The following is an 18,097-nucleotide window of genomic DNA, read 5'->3' on the forward strand; positions in this document are numbered from 1 at the left end:
TCTGCTGGATGCCGGCGTCGTGCGCACACGACGACCTTTGAGCCCATGACAAGAAAGGCTGCAGCCCATGCACAGAAGTCGCGTTTACGCCGTTGTCATCGACACGCCCGAAGCTGAGGCTGCCCAGGCAGCCGGCTTCTGGTCAGCGGCTCTCGGTGTTGACGCTCAACCGTTTCCGCCAGCACCGCAATTCACCACCCTCCATCAGGCTCTGCCAGGACTGATCACCGCCGTTCAAGCGGTCAACGACGCACCTCGTATCCATCTGGACATCGAGACCGATGACACCGAGGCGGAAATCACGCGCCTGATCGCTTTGGGCGCGGAGCACATTTCACAGTGGCAGGAGTGCCACGTGCTACGAGTGCCTGGAGGGCACCTGGTGTGCGTACTCCCCGTGGAGAGCGCTCCCGAGATCTTCAACGCGCAGGCCACCGCCTGGCGTTGACGACCCAGCGATCGGTCGGTGACCATGCTTACGCCGCACACGCCCTGCCATGCGGGATCTGCTGTACCTGTCCGAGTCGAAGATGGGGGTCTTGGTACCTCAGCTTCCCGGGCGCGTCCGTGACCGTGCTGCCTCTTCCCGCCGTCGGCGCGCAGGGCCCCGCTCACCGGTGGGCGAGAAGAACACGGAGCTGTCCATTCCACGGCACGCGGCGTCGGCCTGCCACTTCCATGCCTCCGAAAGTGGCTTGGTCCAGCGCACCGTTCAACCCTAAGCGAACGTGCGGCGCGCCCAGTCCGCGAATCCGGTCCATGGAATTTCCGGGTGAGCACCGTGCAGTGCGGGAATGTCCACGCGATAGCCGGGTCCATTCAGGAACGTCCACATCGCATGCATGTCCGGATTGCTGATCTCGGTCAGCGGTACGTACTCGTGACGGACCTCCCGTCCCAGCACCGCGCCGAGCGTGGCCGCCATCTGGGCGGGAGTGGGCGCGTCGCCGGCCAGCTCGATACGCTGCCCGACATAGGGGGCGGGGTTGAGCAGGACTTCCGCCGCGAAGGCACCGAGGTCGGGGCGGGCCAGTTGCTGCAACGGCCGGTCGGGTGGGAGCGGCAGATCGAGAACGCCGTTGCGGATGCGTTCCGTACCGCCCAGGGCGTTGTCGAAGAAATACGTCGGTCCGAGGATGGTGTAGGGCACGTCCCCGGAGACCAGCTCGGCTTCGATCCGGGCCTTGCTGTCGAAATGGGGTACGCCGCTTTTTTGGTCGGCGCCGGCTACCGAGCTGAACACGAGATGGGGCACGCCCGTTTCCCGGGCGGCAGCCAGAATTGCCCGCCCCTGAGCCACTTCCGCCTCCACACCGGCCTCGAAGGGAGTGGTCAACGCGAAGACGCCCGCCACCCCGCTCATCGCCGCGGCGAGCGACGCGCGATCGCTCAGGGACCCGGCCACCACCTCGACGCCTTGGCGGGCCAATTCCCGTGCGGCTCCTCGCAGGGGGTCACGTACCAGCGCCCGGAGCCGGGCATCGCTACCCAGCAACGCGTCGGCCACGGCACCGCCCTGCCCGCCGGTTGCTCCCAGTACCAGGATCGGCCCATCGACCATCGGTAGAACGTCCTTCCTTGCTGCCAGGCATGGCAGTGGATCAATGCATCCGGCCCCACCGTAACCGTCTGTCCTGGACGGCAGACGCAGCCGCGCGGCTGCCCGATGGTCAGCACCTCACCGCTCGGAGCGCGGACCGTCTGCTTCCTCACCAGCACACCGGTGTCGCTCCCCGCCCGCGCATCCAGGAGTCCGGACTCGGGGGCGGGGCGGGAACCGAACTGCATGAGCCCGCCGCCTTCTCCCTCACCCGCGCCTTCTTCGTGTCCAGAAGTGCACAAGGCCCTGCTCGTAGGACGCGGTGACGGAGACAGCGCACGGATACTTGTGAACGACATGAGTCTGTACGTCAGGAGACGGCTTGTCCCGCACCCATCCCCGCAAGTTCTCACGTTCCGAGACCACACGGGCCGAGGCATTCAGTGACGGTGTGTTCGCCATCGCCGTCACGCTTCTCGTCCTCAATCTTGCCGACCCTCCGCACAAACCGGGCGGCCTTGGCCGGGCCTTGCTGGTTCAGTGGCCTGCCTATCTCGGCTACCTGGCGTCCTTCGGCTACGTCGCGGTGATCTGGCTCAACCATCACCAGGCCTTCGTCCGTATCAGGACCATGGATCGCGGGCTGCATGCCGCCAACCTGTTTCTGCTGCTCACCACGGGGTTGTTGTCCTTTCCGACCGCGGTGGTGGCGGACGCGCTGCAGGCAGATCCCATGGGCGCGGACGCGCGGGTGGCCGTCGCTCTGTACGCCGGCATCGCCGCGGCGATGTGCCTGAGCTGGGTGGCCTTCTACCAACAGCTCTCCCACCGGCCGGAGCTGCTGGATCCTGATGTGGAGTACACCTACGTGCGGCACGGTCGGCTTCGTTCCTGGGCCGGTGCTCTCGCCTACATCGTGGCCGGGCTGATGGGGGTGCTCATCGCACCGCTGCTGGCGATCGCCGTGTTCGTCCTCCTCCCCGTCTTCTACTTCGTCACCAGTGAAGGTCTGCCCGGCGGGACGGCTCCGCCTGGTGCCGGACATCGGGCAGACGAGACAGGTCGCGACGGTGCGGTCTGACGAGCTCTGACCTCGGTGGCCTGGTTGCCGGGCGGACGCTGCCGCACGGGCGTCCGGCGCCCTGGTCGGCCGAGGTGTTCCGCATGCGGCCTGCGACGCGGCCAAGCCTCGCCGACCCTGACGTGACTCGCGTGGCTGTCAGTCGCGGGACGGCACTGCCTCCCGCGGGGACCTCGAGCCGGATGGTCATCGAATCGAGTGGGAGAGGCTGGGCGCGGTCATGCGGTCTGTCCTCGTCTTCGGTGCTGCGGGCGGTGGAGAACGTCCACCGCTGGATGTCGATGCGACGGAAAAGGTCAGGCGTCGGCGCCGACCTTGGCGGCGTCGGTGTCGACCGACTGCGCCGGAGTGCTGCTCGATCGAAGGGCCGAGCGGGCCTGTTCGGTGTCGAAGTCGTTCTCCCACTTGCCGATCACGATGGCCGACCACCGGCCTGCCGGCGCCGAGGATCTCCAGTTTGCGTACCAGCTGGGGGAGAACAGCTTCGCTGGAGCACGTGCTCAGGGCGACGAGCAGCTCGGCCTTCAAGCAGGCCTTGATGCGAACGTGCCCCAGTTCGGTGCTGGGTTTGTGCCGGGTGGGCCGCTTGGCGGCGCGGTCGGAGACCAAAGCGGCGATGGCGAGGTGAGTCTCTCCATAGGCCTCACGGCGGCCGGTGCACCGCAGGAGCAGGCCCCACTGCCGGACTTCGGCGTTGGCGTGCTCGAAACAGACCCGGGGAAAGGCTGACGGGGTTTTACCTCGCGCCAGCCGCCCGCTCGGTGACGGGCCCGTCCCTCGGGGCCTTTCCCGCCGACGGTCGCCCTCGCGTCGCCCTTGACGCCCGGACGGACTCACAGCCCGCCACTCAGCGCGGGGCGAGTTCCGCGACCGACCTCGCCCAGATGCTCGCGCGACAGCCCGCAGGAGGCAGGATGGAACATGGCCGCGCGGGCCTGTTTGATCTTCACACATCCGGCAGCTCGCGAGGTGGTCTCCATGTCCCGGGGCTCACCGACCAAGATCAATCGTGGGTCGGCCCATTAGGGTCGTTGGCATGACGACACCCCTTGCCGGCAGTGCCTTCGACTCGCTCCGCCTCGACGCCGTGTCCGACGAGCAGGCGTTGCGCCGGGTCTACCAACTCCCCAGCGACGCGGCCGTGCGCAAGCAGATGACCGAACTCACCGAGCAGACCCGGCGGTTGATCGGCTGCTCATCACTGGTCCTGGTGGCCAGCGCGGACGCCGAGGGCAACTGTGACGTCTCCCCGCGCGGTGGCCCCGCCGGGTTCGTCACCGTCCTGGACGCACGGACGGTGGCGATACCTGACGCGACCGGCAACAAGCGTCTGGACACCCTGCAGAACGTCATCGCCACCGGACGGGCCGGGCTGCTGTTCGTCATTCCCGGGCGCACCACGACGCTCAGGGTGAACGGCCGTGCCTGCGTCTCCACCCGTCCGGAGCTGCTGTCGCAGCTGACCGCCGTGGGCAAGCCGCCGGCCAGTGCGCTGGTGCTGGGGATCGAGGAGGTCTACCCGCACTGCCCCAAGTCACTCCTGCGCAGCGGGGCCTGGAAGCCGGAGCAGTGGCTGCCGGCGGACGCCCAGCCGACCTCGGCCGAGGTGACGCTGGCCCAGCTGCGGATGCCGGAGCTGACGATCGCCGACATCGAGCAGGCGGAGGCGGAGTCACTCAAGTACCGGTACGAGTAGCGGGCAGACCCTGCGATTGTGGCTGTGGTCCCGATGGCACAGTTCCGGGAGGAATCGGCCGGGTGACCGGATCGTGTGACCCGGCCCCCAGGCGACGTCTGCGGCCGAGGAGGACGTTGAGTCTGTCACGCCGTGCGCAGCGCGGTGATGCACCGGCGTCTGCGGGCGGGGGCTGCTGTTGATGGGAGGAGGCCGCCGACCCTCAAAGCGTGGCCTCCCCCCATTTGCCGCAGGCACGGCGGACGGGCACCGGCCCGGAAGACGAACGCGGCGGTGCGGCGCCGCGCCCGGGAACCGGCGGGAATGCCGGCAGTACCGGTCGGAGTGAGCCCCGCCCCGCCCGGTCGCCCTGCCGTCGCGTATGCCTGCGGCCGCCTGCGAGTCCCTGGAGCAGGGCCAGGGCGATGCGGGCACGTCGGTGGCCTGGGATGAGGGTCAGCTGAAGACCACGGTCCGGTTGCCATGGATCAGAACACGGCCCTGGCAGTGCCAGTTGACGACAGCGCCAGGCGCTCGGCGTCGCGGCCGACGGTGACGAGTTGGTCGGGGCCGGCCCGGTGATCGACGCGGATGATCTCCTGCTCGATGATCGGGCCTTCGTCCAGATCGGCGGCGACGTAGTGGGCGGTCGCGCCGACGAGTTTCACTCCGCGGCGGTGGGCCTGGTGGTACGGCTTGGCTCCGGCGAAGCTCGGCAGGAAGAAGTGGTGGATGTTGATGGCCCGGCCTTCCAGCCGCTTGCACAGGTCGTCCGAGAGGACCTGCATGTAGCGGGCGAGCACGACGAGATCGATGCGGTGTTCCTCCACCAGAGTCAGCAGCCGGGCTTCGGCCTGCGGCTTGGTGTCGGCCGCCACCGGTATGTGCTCGAACGGTACGCCTTCGGCCGCGGCCAGCGGCTGGAGGTCGGGGTGGTCGGAGGCCACCAGGACGATCTCGGCGTCCAGAGCGTCGCCGCGCCACCGGTAGAGCAGGTCGGCCAGGCAATGGTCGACTTTCGACACCATGACCAGCACACGTGGCTTGTGTGCGGCGTCCCTGAGCTGCCACTCCATGCCGAACTCGGCCGCTACCGGTGCGAAGGTGTCCCGCAGGCCGCCCAGCGTGACCCTCGTGTCGGGGGTGGCGAAGCCGGTGCGCAGGAACACGATGCCGTTGTCGGCGTCGTCGAACTGCTGGTGCTCGGTGATGTCGCATCCGTGCCGGTGAGACGGGCTTGGTCATCTGTCGCCGCCGCACCCCTCAGCTTGAGGACACCTCCAGGCGGATGTGTTGGCCCGCCCTGTCTACGGCGAGGTGGGCAGGTGCGGGGAGCGGAGTACGAGCAGGGTGATCTCGCTGGGGGCGAGGACGCGGAACGGCGGGCCCCAGAAGCCGGTGCCGCGGCTGGTGTAGAGGAGGGTGCGGGGGCCGTGGTGGGTGAGGCCGGCGAGGGCGGGCTGGTCGATGCGGACCAGGTGGTGGAAGGGCCAGATCTGGCCGCCGTGGGTGTGGCCGGAGAGTTGGAGGTCGATGCCGGCGGCTGCCGCCCGGTCGACGAACTTCGGCTGGTGTGCCAGGAGCAGGACGGGCAGGTCGGGGTCGGCGCCGTCCAACGCTCCGGCGAGGTGGGCGCGGTGGCCTGCCAGGCCGGAGGACTCGGCCGTGACGTCGTCCACGCCGGCGACCACGAGGGTGTCGCCTCCGCGTTCGAGCAGCAGATGGCGGTTGCGCAGCGGCTCCCAGCCCAGCTCGTCCATCAGGTCGACCCAGCCCTGGGCCTCGCTGTAGTACTCGTGGTTGCCGGTGACGTATACACGGGCCCGGGTGGCCCGCACGGTACCCAGTGGGGCGGCCTGGGCGCGGCGGCGTTCGGCCGTGCCGTCCGCGATGTCGCCGGTGTGGCAGACGAGGTCGGCCTCCAGGGTGTTCACCATCTCGCACACCCGTGCCGACCAGCGAGCGCGATCGAGGGGACCGTAGTGGGTGTCGGTGATGAGGACGACGCGGATGCCGTCCAACCCGGCACCCAGCCGCGGGAGTTGCACGTCGAGTCGGCGCACGCGTGGCACGCGGCGGGCCTCGGCGTACCCCCAGGCGAGCAGCACGGCGCTTACGCCGAGGACGGCCCACGTGACGATTCGGGCCCGGTCCTGACTCTCGCCGACGCCGGCCACGGTCAGGGCGAGCCGCAAGAAGACGCCGAGCAGAACGGACCAGGTGAACAGAACCCAGCTCGTGCCCAGCAGGGTGTCACCGACGATCGCCGCCCGGTCCTGCTGGCGCCGGCCGTGGCCGCGCATCATCGCGAGCGGCATACCGACGAGGCCGAGGACGAACAGGGCGGTGCCGACCAGCGTCACGGGCAGCGGCCAGTGCTGGCCGGTGTACAGGAGCACCCAGCAGGGCACGGCCCACAGCAGGACGGGGGCGATCAGGGGGATGTAGCGCATCAGGCGGTGCAGTCGGCTCTGCCGCGGCGCTTGCGCTTCTCCCTCGGCGGGCCGTGTGTTGCTGGTGTCGGTCACGCTTCCCCTCCCTGACCAGGCTGCCGTCTCGCGCACTGTATCCGGTGGCCGGGCACGGGCAGTCAGCTTGTCCATCCGGGGCGACAGCGGGGGTGGCAGGGTCGTACAACGGCATGACAGGACCTCTTGGCGCGACGGGGCTTCGACACACCGCAGTTGCTGTCAAGAGGTCCAACCAGCAGGGCCCTCGTCACGTCGTGGGGTGGTCAGTAGTGTGTGCCGTACCAGGTCCATCGTCCGACCTCGATGCCGGACTGGCCCCAGGGGGTGGAGTAGACGGCATCACCGTTGGCCGAGGTGCGCAGGTCATTCTCCCCGCTGTAGGTCGAGAGCTCGTTGTAGTCGCCGTTCCACAACTGCCCGGGGTTGAGGCCGCTGTCGCAGGTGCTCAGCCACACGGCGTTCGTGGCGGACTTGTCGTCCGTGGTGAGGCACTTGCCGGTGCCGGAGCTCCTCAGCTGGCGGTAGGTGATCCCGCTGGGGTAGGCGGTATACGAACTGCCCCAGAACCAGTAGGTGCCTATCGACTCGTCGCAGGGGCCCGACCAGACGTTGCTGGTCGTGGTGGAGCCGGTGAGGCAGTTGCCCTCGTAGGCGTTCTTGTACACCCAGTCGGTCGCCGCGAACGCACTGGACATCGAGCCCGCCACGGTGAGCATGAGGGCGGCGAACATCATGGGCAGGGTCAGTCTCAGGGTCTTCCGAGATTTCATGATCGCGAGGATTGAGGGCAGAGGCATTAACCATCTGAATCGAGCATGAACATGCCGTGTCCCAGTGGTCACGCTTTCGGCATGCACGCGTCAGCTACCGCACACCTGGCGCCCAGCATCACGCTGCCCGAGTACGACGACTGCTGCGCCACGGCCGGCCTCACGCTGGTCGACCGCTTCGCCACCTGGGACGCCGACCCCTACGACGGCGGCGGCTACGCCGTCAGCGTCCACCGCCGCTGAGCTGCACCACGAGGTGTCCTTGCACCACCACGACCGCATCGTCTGCCTTCGGCTCACCCCTCGGACACAGAGTCGCCCCACGGGCTGCTGTGGTTCGGTGTCGCGCGACCGGCATGGCCACGCACGGCGGGCGGACCGGGCGGTGGGCCGCCGTCCGCGCCGTCGCGTCGCCGGCCGCGGCAGCGCCGCGCCTCAGTCGGGGCACCACCTGTTCCGCGCGCTGCCGGTGGCGCGTGGCGACCTCCTGGGACGCGCCGGTCGGCACCAGCCGGCAGTGACCGGACCGGGCCGTGGGAGGTACTGGTGCCACCCTGGGCTGCGGGCGGCGGCGTGAGCAGGGTGCGCGGCGCGCGTGTGGTGCACTGAGGTCGGACGCCGTGCGATCAGCGTGCCCGCCGGGTGCGGCGTGATACATGGGCCAGTCCGGTCGTGCCGGGCGGTCCTTTGCCCCGGGGCGCTGGTGGCCTCGGACGTCACCCGATCACCGTGCGCACGAGGCGCGCCCGGCCGGGCGGCCAGCACTGTAGAAGTTCAGCAGAGCGCGCTGCGGTGCACCGGCGCAGGAGCAAGTACAGGGACGGTACCCGTGGCGGACGAGGCGACCAGGACGACGACGATCGGGGACGGGGCGGCGGCTCACGAGGCGCCGACCTGTCTGGTTACCGGCGCGAGCGGCTATATCGGCGGTCGGCTCGTGCCCGAGCTGCTGGACGCCGGGTACCGGGTACGCTGCCTTGCACGCACACCGGGCAAGCTGCGGGACCATCCGTGGGCCGCCCGGGCGGAGGTCGTCCAGGGCGACGTCCTCGACGCCGCGTCGGTGGCACGAGCGATGGACGGCGTGGACATGGCCTACTACCTGGTGCACGCGCTCGGCACCGGCCGAGACTTCGAACAGAGGGACCGCGAAGCGGCCCGCGTCTTCGGCGAGCAGGCCCGCCGGGCCGGCGTCCGCCGCCTCGTGTACCTCGGCGGGCTGACCCCCGAAGGGGTTGCCGAGTCGCGTCTCTCCCCCCACCTGCGTTCCCGTGCCGAGGTGGGCCGCATCCTCCTCGACTCGGGTGTGCCGACCGCCGTCCTGCGCGCCGCCGTCATCATCGGTTCCGGCTCGGCCAGTTTCGAGATGCTGCGCTACCTCACCGAGCGGCTGCCGGTGATGGTCACCCCGCGCTGGGTGCACACCCGTATCCAGCCCATCGCGGTGCGGGACGTCCTGCGCGTCCTGGTGGGCTGCTCCCGTCTGCCCGCCGACGTCAGCCGCGCCTTCGACATCGGCGGCCCGGAGGTGCTCACCTACCGGGAGATGATGCAGCGGTACGCCGCCGTCGCCGGGCTGCCCCGGCGGCTCATCGTGCCCGTGCCCGTGCTGACACCCGGACTGTCAAGTCAGTGGGTCGGCCTGGTGACCCCGGTGCCGGCCTCGATCGCCCGCCCGCTCACGGAGTCCCTGCGCCACGAAGTGGTCTGCCGGGAGCGGGACATCGAGCGGTACGTGCCCAGTCCGCCCGGCCATCCGCTCGGCTTCGACCAGGCAGTCGCCCTGGCGTTGCAGCGCGTCCGGGAGGCCCAGGTCGCCACGCGCTGGTCCTCGGCTTCGGTGCCGGGCGCCCCCAGCGACCCGCTGCCGACCGACCCGGACTGGGCAGGCGGCAGCCTGTACGCGGACATCCGCGAACGCGAGACGGATGTGGCGCCGGACGCGCTGTGGCAGGTCATCGAGGGCATCGGCGGTGAGAACGGCTGGTACTCCTTTCCCCTGGCCTGGGTTGTGCGCGGCTGGCTCGACCGCCTCGTCGGCGGCGTCGGCCTGCACCGGGGCCGGCGGGACGCCCGGCGGCTGCGGGTGGGCGACTCGCTTGACTTCTGGCGGGTGGAGGAGATCGAACGGGGCCGGCTGCTGCGGCTGCGCGCCGAGATGCGGCTGCCGGGTCTGGCCTGGCTGGAGATGCGCGTGGACGGCAACGGCGGCGGACCTGTCCGATACCGGCAGCGGGCGCTGTTCCACCCGCGTGGACTGCTGGGTCACCTGTACTGGTGGGGCGTGTCTCCCTTCCACGCGATCGTCTTCGGAGGCATGGCGCGTAACATCGTCCGCGCCGCCGCCCGCGCCCAGCAGGACCTTGCCCCGCACAGCTGAGCCCCTCACGACCGGCCGCACCGCTTCCGGGAGCGCCGTGCCGCCGGAGGACAGCGGAGAGAAGGTGAAGCCCATGCGCGTCTCGGTCGTCCTGTTCACCTCCGATCTGCGCCTGCACGACCACCCGCCGCTGCGCGCGGCGCTGAGGTCCGCCGACGCGGTCGTCCCGCTCTTCGTGCGCGACCTGGCCGTCGAAGCCGCCGGGTTCGCCACGCCGAACCGCAGCGCCTTCCTCGCCGACTGCCTGGCCGACCTGGACGCCTCCCTGCGCGTGCGCGGCGGACGCCTCGTGGTGCGCTCCGGCGACCTGGTGGAGGAGGTGTGCCGTACGGTGCGGGAGGCGGACGCCGACGGGGTACACATGGCGGCGGCGCACAGCGCCTTCGCCACCCGCCGGGAGGACCGGCTCCGGCGGGCCCTGGAGTCCGGCGGCCGCCGCCTGTTCGTCCACGACGCGGTCACCGTGGCCGTGCCGCCCGGCGAGGTCACCCCCTCCTCGTCGGACCACTTCGCCGTCTTCACGCCGTACTACCGGCGGTGGGCACAGGCCCGTCTGCGCACGGCTGTGGCCGCCCCGCGCCGCGTGCACGTGCCCGACCAGGTGAACGGCGAGCCGGTGCCCGCCCGCGGCGAGGTCACCGGGGTCTCGCCCGCCCTGCCGCCCGGCGGAGAGACCGAGGGCCGCAAGCGGGTGACCGCCTACTGGCGGCACGGCATGGACACCTACGACGACACCCGGGACGACCTGGCCGCCGACGCCACCTCCCGGCTCTCCGCGCACCTGCATTTCGGCACCCTTTCCCCGGTAGAACTGGTGCACCGGGCCCGCCGCCGCGGCGGTCCGGGCGCCGAGGCGCTGGTACGGCAGCTCGCCTGGCGCGACTTCCACCGGCAGATGCTCGCCGCCCGCCCGGGCGCCGCCCACGCCGACTACCGCACCAAAGGCGACCGTTGGCGCACCGAGCGCACGGCGAAGGCCGACATCGAGGCTTGGCGGGAAGGCCGTACCGGCTACCCGGTCATCGACGCCGCGATGCGGCAGCTGCGCCACGAGGGCTGGATGCACAACCGGGCCCGCCTGCTGACCGCGAGCTTCCTGACCAAGACGCTCTACGTCGACTGGCGCATCGGCGCGGCCCACTTCCTGTACTGGCTGGTCGACGGTGACATCGCCAACAACCAGCTCAACTGGCAGTGGGTGGCCGGGACCGGGACCGACACCCGGCCGGGCCGGGTCCTCAACCCCGTCATCCAGGCCAAGCGGTACGACCCCGACGGCACCTACGTCCACCGCTGGGTGCCCGTGCTGAGGAACATCGACGCGCCTGCGGTGCACGAGCCGTGGAAGCTGCCCGGAGCGGTCCGAGCCGCGCTCGACTACCCCGACCCGATCGTGGACCTGTCCGAGGGTTTGGACAGGTTCCGCCGGGCCCGCCACCCGCAGGAGTGACCTTGGCCGAACCGGCACTCGCCGCGTCACCGCGCGGGACGACCCACCCCGCGACGACCACAGAGGAACGACGAATCATGCGGAATTCCCCCACCCCCGCCTGGACCGTGGGCCACATCACCGTCCACCGCATCGACGAGATCCTGCTGCCGCCCGCGACCGGACCGTGGCTGCTGCCCGACGCCACCCCGGAGGTGGTCGCCGGCCAGGACTGGCTGCGCCCCCACTTCGCCGACAAGGAGGGCATCCTGCGCCTCGACAGCCACAGCTTCGCGTTCGTCGTGGACGGGCTGCGTGTTCTCGTCGACACCGGTATCGGCAACGGCAAGGAGCGGGCCAACCCGGCCTGGCACAACCTGCGGACCGACTTCCTGGAGCGCCTCACCGCCCGCGGTTTCGCCCCGGACGCCGTCGACCTGGTGATCCTCACCCACCTGCACGCCGACCACGTCGGCTGGAACACGCGGGACGTCGACGGCGAGTGGGCCCCCTCCTTCCCCGGCGCCCGCTACCTCACCTCCCGCACCGAGCGGGAGTTCTGGGGCACGTACGACATGGACGAGCCACGCGAGCAGATGTTCCGCGACTCCGTGATTCCGGTCGAGCAGGCGGGTCTGCTGGACCTCGTCGACGTCCCGGCCGAGGGCGTGGAAATCGCCCCGGGCCTACGCCTGACGCCCACGCCCGGCCACACCCCCGGCCACGTCGCCGTCGAGCTGACCAGCCGGGGTGAGACGGCACTGATCACCGGCGACTGCGTCCACCATCCGGTCCAGCTCGCCCACCCTGCCATCGGCGCCTGCGTCGACATCGACCCGCGGCAGTCCGAGGCCACGCGCCGCCAACTGCTCGGCTCGCTGGCCGGCACGGACACTCTCGTCCTCGGCACCCACTTCCCGCCGCCCACCGCCGGCCGCGTGGTCACGGCCGGGGACGCCTACCGGCTGCTGCCCGTCCCCCCAGCCTGACAGCCCGTCCTTCTCGCCCATGTGCGGCCGCCGCGGCACGTGACCAGCCCGGCGCGAGTCGCCGAGAACCCGGTTCGAGGCGGCCGACGACTCCCGGCGAAGGAACGCGCGAAGGCGGTCTTGGACTACGTGGTGCAAGCTTCGAAGAGCAGGCGGCACCGTGCCCGCGGCTGTGGTACGAGGCTCGCGGCACCTCGGGCTGCCCTGGGCGGGATGACCTGTGAGGGTGATCATGAGTGTGAGGGACCCGAACGCCGGCCAGGCGGAAGCTGCGGATCAGGGCGTTACGGCGGCAGGTGCAGGCGGCGCCGTCGGCGATGCGCCGTTGGCCGGATGCGCGGCGCTGGTGACGGGCGCGTCCAGCGGCATCGGCGCGGCCACCGCCCTGTCGCTCGCGCGGCAGGGCGCCGACGTGGCGGTGGTCGCCCGGCGTACGGGGCGGCTGGAGGACCTGGCCGGAGTGATCCGTGACCGGGGCGGCTCGTGCAGCGTTCTCACCGCCGACCTCGGAGACGCGGCGCAGGCGCGTCGGGCCGTCGAGGACGCCGTGGATTCCTTCGCGCGGTTGGACGTGCTCGTGAACAACGCCGGTTACGTGGCCATGGGCACCATCGGGGACGGCGACCCGGCGGAGTGGGAGCGGATGGTCGATCTCAACCTCAACGCCGTCCTGCACCTGTCGCAGGCGGCGCTGCCCCATCTGCTGCGGGCGGCGGCGAACGGCCCGCGCGGGGTCGCTGATCTCGTGAACGTCAGTTCCGTCGGGGGCCGGGTGGTGCGCAGGAACAACGGTGTGTATTCGGCGACCAAGCACGCGGTGGGCGCGTTCAGCGAGGCCCTGCGCCAGGAGGTGACGGGAAGGGGCGTCCGGGTGGGTCTGATCGAGCCGGGTATGACGGTGACGGAGATGGCGACGGGCCCCGGTGCCGGCGCCGCCCGTGGCGTGCCGCAGGACGCTTGGCTGCATGCCGAAGACATCGCCCGTGCCATCACCTTCGTGATCACGCAGCCGCCGCACGTCGCGGTCAACGAGATCATGGTCCGCCCCACGGCCCAGGAACACTGACCGTCGATCCACTGGGGACGCTCCATGACCGGTCTGACCGTCGTCCTGCTGCTCGTGGTCCTGGCCACAGCGGTGGCGAGCGGTGCCCGGCGCTGGAGCCTGCCCGCTCCGTCACTCCTCGTGATCGCCGGCCTCGTCGTGGGGCTGATGCCGTGGGTCCCCGAAGTGCGTCTGCCGCCCCAGGTGATCAGCGTGCTGGTGCTGCCCCCGCTGCTCTACGCCTCGGCCGGGGAAATCTCCGTCCGCGACCTGCGCACCGTGTGGAGGCCGGTGAGCGGACTGGTCTTCGGTCTGGTCGTCGTCTCGGCCCTTGCCGTCGGGTACATCGCCGCCGCGATCACTCCGCTCACCGCCGCGACCGCGCTCATCCTCGGGTCCGCGCTGGCCAGCACCGACCCCGTGGCCGTCACCGCGCTCGGCCGACGTCTGTCCCTCCCCCCGCGCGTGCAGGCCCTGGTGCAGGCGGAAAGCCTGTTCAACGACGCCACGTCGCTGGTCCTGTACAAGGTCGCCGTGGTGACCGCGGTGACCGGCAGCGCCATCAGCGTGTCCGGGACGGCCCTGCAGTTCCTGGTTCTCGCGGGCGGAGGAGCCCTCATGGGTGCGGCGGTCGCCGCGGTGGTGACCCTGATCCGCAGACGGACCGACGACCCCATGCTGGAGACCGTCATCGCGTTGGTGACTCCGTACGCGTCCTATGTGATCGCGGAGGAGTTGCACACCTCCGGCGTGACCGCCGTCATCGTGTCCGGGGTGGTCCTCGGCAGCAGTGGCCACAAGCTCAGCAACGCCTCCATCCGCCTCCAGATCCACGCCGTCTACGACACCGTGACCTTCCTGCTGGAGAGCGTCGTCTTCGCCCTGATCGGCCTGGAGCTTCCCTGGGTCGTCCGCCACCTCGCGGCCGACGAGCACGGCTGGCCGCTGTGGGTGCCGGTGATCGCCTTCACCCTGCTGGCGATCCGCCTGCTGTGGATCTTCCCGCTGTCCGCCCTGATCCATCACCGGCACAGGATCGGCGACAACCCCCTCTCCTGGCGCGTTCCGGCCGTCCTGTCCTGGGCGGGCACCCGGGGCGTCATGCCGCTGGCCGCCGCGCTCTCCATCCCCCTGGTCACCCACACCGGGGCGCCGCTGCCGCACCGGGCGCTCATTCTCACGCTCACCACCGGGACCGTCGCGCTGACTCTCGTCTTCCAGGGTTTCACCCTGGCCCCTGTCGTCCGCCGTTCCGGCATCGCTGTGGAACCGGAGCACACCGCTCGCGAGGAGGCGCGGACCCGCCGAGAGATCGCGCGTGCCGCACTTGCGGAGCTCGAGCAGCTCGGCGACGTGGAAGAGCTCGCCGATCTGGGTGCCGCCGCGCAGGCCGCCTTGAAACAGGCTCGTCGGCATCTGGAAGCGCGTATCCATCAGGTGGAAGACGCCCACTACAGCGACCCGGACGCCCGTCCCGCCGACGCCTACCGCGAGATTCGCCGGACGCTCATCGCCATCGAGGCGGCCGAGCTCCAGCACCTCTACGAAGCGAACAAGATCAGCAACGCCACCCGGCGCCGGATCCAGCACGAACTCGACCTCGAAGAGGCCAGCCTCCGCCCCCGCGACTGACTGCCGGCCCCGGTGACCCTCTCAGGCTGCGTCCAAGGCAGTGGCGTACGGGCTGAACCTGATCCGCGGCCTTTCGTGGGGAAGGCGGTCGGATTGAGGCATGGAGTCGGAGCCGGGACGGTTGCGGGACTCAGGAGATCACCGGCTGGTCGTCAGGAGACGTGTGCCCAGCCGGATTTCCCGGACGCGGACGTCGCCGGGCCGGTACCCGCGCCGGGAGAAGCATTGCCGTACGAGGGGTGTTGACGGGACTCGCCGACACCTTAAGATCCCTGCTGCTCGAAGTACCGATCACTGTACGGAATATCGAACGATTCGGCCGGCAGCTTCCGCAAGCTGCCCTCCTCTCGCCGGTACGCAACGCAACGTCTGTCGCAAAGGAATGAGCCGCATGCCTTCGGAAGCCGGAGTTCCGCGCAGAACCGTCCTCACCGTCCTGGGCGCCGCCTCCCTCGCCGGGACCTTCGCCGCCGCCGCTCCCGCCGGAGCCGCCGAACTCGCCCGCACCACCGCAGGCGCCACCGCCGCGGACCTCCCCGCCGCAGCCGCCCACTGGACCTTCGACGAAGGCTCCGGCACGTCGGCCGCCGACTCCTCCGGCAACGCTCGTACCGCCACCCTCCAGGGCGCGGCCGGCTGGGACACCGGCAAGGTCGGAACCCACAGCCTGAACCTCGGGGCGGGCGGCAACGCCACGGCGTCCGGGCCGGCCCTCGACGCCTCCAAGGCGTTCTCGGTGGGCGTCTGGGTCAACCTCGCTCAACTCGGCGGCTACCAGACCGCCGTCAGCATCGACGGCAAGGTCGTCAGCTCCTTCTACCTGGGACTGCGCGACGACACCGGCACGTTCGCCTTCGCCCGGCTGGGCTCGGACGCCACCCAGAGCGCCGCGGTGGCGGCCGCCGCCTCAGCGCCCACCACCGACACCTGGACCCACCTGGTCGGAGTCAGCGACCCGACCGCCGGCGTCATCCGCCTCTACGTCAACGGCGTGCTGGAGGGGGAGACCGCCTACACCGCGGGCTGGGCCGGCAGCGGCGACACCGCCATCGGCCGTGCGCTCTACGGCGGTGGGCACGTCGACCAGTGGCATGGCCTCATCGACGACGTATGGATGTTCCCCTCCGCCCTCACCTCCGACCAGGTCGCGGCGCTGGCCGGGGTGCCCGTGGAGACCACGACGCCGCTGCTGAGCGTGGACGTCGCCAACCCCGCGCACGCCGTGTCCCCCATCCTCCCCGGCTTGATGTTCGAGGACATCAACCACTCCGGCGAGGGCGGCATCTACGCCGAACTGGTGCAGAACCGCTCGATGATGGCCAGCGACACCACGCCCGTCCACTGGTCCGCCGTCGGCGGCTCCACGCTCGCGCTCGACGCCTCCACCCCGCTCAACGCCGCGCTCGACCGTTCCCTCAAGGTCGCACTGCCGAGCAGCACCGGGGCCGGAAACCGGGCCGGCGTCGCCAACGACGGCTTCTGGGGCATACCCGTGCGGCCCGGAACCAGTTACACCGCCCGGCTGTTCGCCAAGGCCTCGCGGCGCATCGGCCCGCTCACGGTGGCCATCGAGTCGGCGGACGGCGCGACGGTCTACGCGTCCGCCCACGTGCCCCATATAGGCACCGTCTTCCCCGGCCGGCCGTTCGAGCTGACCCTGCGCACCGGTTCGCGCACCCCCGTGGTCGGCGACGCGAGGCTGACCGTCACCACGGCCGACCCCGCCGCCGCGGGCGAGACCCTGTGGCTCCAGCACGTGTCCCTCTTCCCGCCCACCTACAACGACCGGCCCAACGGCCTGCGCATCGACCTGATGGAGAAACTGGTCGCGCTGAAGCCGAAGTTCCTGCGCTTCCCCGGCGGGAACTTCCTCGAAGGCAACACCATCGCGACACGGTTCAACTGGAAGAACACCATCGGTCCGGTCTGGGAACGCCCCGGCCACATGGACGACGCCTGGGGCTACTGGTCCACGGACGGCCTCGGACTCCTCGAATACCTGGAATGGGTCGAGGACATGCACGCCCAGCCGGTCCTCGCCGTCTACGCCGGCTACGCGCTCAAGGGCGAACACGTCACCGGTGACGCCCTCAAGCCGTTCGTCCAGGACGCGCTCGACGAGATCGAGTACGTCACCGGTCCCGTCACCAGCACCTGGGGCGCACGACGTGCCGCCGACGGGCATCCCGAGCCGTTCCCGCTGGAGTACGTGGAGATCGGCAACGAGGACTGGTTCGACTCCTCGGGGTCGTACAACGAGCGGTTCGCGGCCTTCCACGACGCCATCAAGGCGAAGTACCCGCATCTGAAGCTGATCGCCACGACGTCCGTCACGAGCCGCACCCCGGACCTGATCGACGAGCACTACTACCTCGCGCCGTCCGCCGCCCAGGCCTCCAGCCACAAGTACGACAACCGGGACCGCAATTCGACGAAGGTGTTCGTCGGGGAGTGGGCCGCGCAGGAGGGCCGCCCCACCCCCGACCTCAACGCGGCGCTCGGCGACGCCGCCTGGCTGGCCGGGCTGATCCGCAACTCGGACCAGGTCCTCATGGAGTGCTACGCGCCGCTCTTCTCGCACGTCAAGAACAACGTCTGGGCCACCAACCTGATCGCCTACGACAATCTGACCAGCTACGTGTCGCCCAGCTACTGGGCGCAGCAGATGCTGACCAGCAGGCTCGGCAACACGGTGCTTCCGGCCACCGCACGTGCGCTGCCCGGCCTCGCCACCGTGGCCACCCGCTCCGGGAACCGCCTCTATGTCGCGATCGTCAACTGCGGCACGGAGAAGGTGAAGGTGCCGGTCGAGCTGAAGGGACTGGCCAAGGGGGTCAAGCGACAGGCCACCGCGACGGTCCTGACCGGTCCTTCGCGCACCGCCACCAACACGCTGACGTCCCCCGACACGTTGGTGCCCAGGACGAGCACCGTGACCGGCGCGGCGGCGTCCTTCACCAGCACCGTGCCACCGCTCTCGGTCACCGTACTGGAACTCGTCCTGAGCTGATCGCTCACTGCCCGACGCCCACTGCTTCCATCGCTCGGGAAACAGAGCTACGGGTGGTCGGCTCGGTTCACCGCC

14 protein-coding genes and 2 pseudogenes are annotated in these 18,097 nt (G+C 70.4%); 11 read left to right on the forward strand and 5 right to left on the reverse strand.

What is annotated here, in order from left to right:
* The first annotated feature begins 67 nt into the window (after positions 1–67).
* The gene (locus ACQPXS_RS37915; RefSeq protein WP_433453964.1) at positions 68–448 is read left to right on the forward strand and encodes a VOC family protein; all 381 of its coding nucleotides are present in this window, start codon (positions 68–70) and stop codon (positions 446–448) included.
* 99 nt (positions 449–547) lie between these two features.
* On the opposite strand, the gene ACQPXS_RS37920 is transcribed toward ACQPXS_RS37915, so the two are convergent.
* Positions 548–709, reverse strand: a complete 162-nt coding sequence (locus ACQPXS_RS37920; protein ID WP_433453965.1) for a WhiB family transcriptional regulator — start codon at positions 707–709, stop codon at positions 548–550.
* Positions 710–718: 9 nt separating this feature from the next.
* On the reverse strand, positions 719–1,561 hold the full coding sequence (locus ACQPXS_RS37925) for an NmrA/HSCARG family protein (RefSeq protein WP_433453966.1): 843 nt from the start codon (positions 1,559–1,561) through the stop codon (positions 719–721).
* Between the two features lie 361 nt (positions 1,562–1,922).
* Between ACQPXS_RS37925 and ACQPXS_RS37930 the strand changes: the two genes are divergently transcribed.
* The 3 genes from ACQPXS_RS37930 to ACQPXS_RS37940 all read left to right on the forward strand — a co-directional run bounded on the left by ACQPXS_RS37930 (position 1,923) and on the right by ACQPXS_RS37940 (position 4,317).
* Positions 1,923–2,621 (forward strand): TMEM175 family protein, encoded by a 699-nt coding sequence (locus tag ACQPXS_RS37930; protein WP_433453967.1) that lies wholly within the window; start codon positions 1,923–1,925, stop codon positions 2,619–2,621.
* 417 nt (positions 2,622–3,038) lie between these two features.
* Complete coding sequence (locus tag ACQPXS_RS37935) at positions 3,039–3,350, forward strand: hypothetical protein (protein ID WP_433453968.1); 312 nt, start codon at positions 3,039–3,041, stop codon at positions 3,348–3,350.
* Positions 3,351–3,657: 307 nt separating this feature from the next.
* Entirely contained in the window at positions 3,658–4,317 is a 660-nt protein-coding gene (locus ACQPXS_RS37940; RefSeq protein ID WP_433453969.1) for an MSMEG_1061 family FMN-dependent PPOX-type flavoprotein, read from the forward strand.
* Between the two features lie 435 nt (positions 4,318–4,752).
* Here the strand turns inward: ACQPXS_RS37940 and ACQPXS_RS37945 are convergent.
* The 3 genes and pseudogenes from ACQPXS_RS37945 to ACQPXS_RS37955 form a co-directional block, all read right to left on the reverse strand.
* Positions 4,753–5,516, reverse strand: a pseudogene (locus ACQPXS_RS37945) (formyltetrahydrofolate deformylase); the annotation flags it as partial.
* 87 nt (positions 5,517–5,603) lie between these two features.
* Positions 5,604–6,824 carry a metallophosphoesterase gene (locus tag ACQPXS_RS37950; RefSeq protein WP_433453970.1) on the reverse strand — a complete coding sequence of 407 codons (1,221 nt, stop codon included), beginning with the start codon at positions 6,822–6,824 and terminating at the stop codon, positions 5,604–5,606.
* A 206-nt stretch (positions 6,825–7,030) separates the two neighbouring features.
* The gene (locus ACQPXS_RS37955) at positions 7,031–7,537 is read right to left on the reverse strand and encodes a hypothetical protein (RefSeq protein WP_433453971.1); all 507 of its coding nucleotides are present in this window, start codon (positions 7,535–7,537) and stop codon (positions 7,031–7,033) included.
* 99 nt (positions 7,538–7,636) lie between these two features.
* Here ACQPXS_RS37955 and ACQPXS_RS37960 point away from each other — a divergent pair.
* From ACQPXS_RS37960 to ACQPXS_RS37990, 7 genes and pseudogenes are all read left to right on the forward strand, one after another.
* A pseudogene (locus tag ACQPXS_RS37960) lies at positions 7,637–7,780 on the forward strand (SAM-dependent methyltransferase); the annotation flags it as partial.
* 616 nt (positions 7,781–8,396) lie between these two features.
* Positions 8,397–9,917 (forward strand): SDR family oxidoreductase, encoded by a 1,521-nt coding sequence (locus ACQPXS_RS37965; RefSeq protein ID WP_433456148.1) that lies wholly within the window; start codon positions 8,397–8,399, stop codon positions 9,915–9,917.
* Positions 9,918–9,990: 73 nt separating this feature from the next.
* Positions 9,991–11,367, forward strand: coding sequence for a cryptochrome/photolyase family protein (locus ACQPXS_RS37970; RefSeq protein WP_433453972.1), 1,377 nt, complete (start codon positions 9,991–9,993; stop codon positions 11,365–11,367).
* Between the two features lie 77 nt (positions 11,368–11,444).
* Complete coding sequence (locus tag ACQPXS_RS37975; protein ID WP_433453973.1) at positions 11,445–12,335, forward strand: MBL fold metallo-hydrolase; 891 nt, start codon at positions 11,445–11,447, stop codon at positions 12,333–12,335.
* Positions 12,336–12,567: 232 nt separating this feature from the next.
* Positions 12,568–13,401, forward strand: a complete 834-nt coding sequence (locus ACQPXS_RS37980) for an SDR family NAD(P)-dependent oxidoreductase (protein ID WP_433453974.1) — start codon at positions 12,568–12,570, stop codon at positions 13,399–13,401.
* A 24-nt stretch (positions 13,402–13,425) separates the two neighbouring features.
* Positions 13,426–15,012 (forward strand): Na+/H+ antiporter, encoded by a 1,587-nt coding sequence (locus tag ACQPXS_RS37985; protein WP_433453975.1) that lies wholly within the window; start codon positions 13,426–13,428, stop codon positions 15,010–15,012.
* Between the two features lie 391 nt (positions 15,013–15,403).
* The gene (locus ACQPXS_RS37990; protein ID WP_433453976.1) at positions 15,404–18,022 is read left to right on the forward strand and encodes a LamG-like jellyroll fold domain-containing protein; all 2,619 of its coding nucleotides are present in this window, start codon (positions 15,404–15,406) and stop codon (positions 18,020–18,022) included.
* The last annotated feature ends 75 nt before the right edge of the window (positions 18,023–18,097 follow it).

Origin of the sequence: Streptomyces sp. CA-142005 (assembly GCF_050942335.1) — a bacterium.
GTDB lineage: Bacteria > Actinomycetota > Actinomycetes > Streptomycetales > Streptomycetaceae > Streptomyces.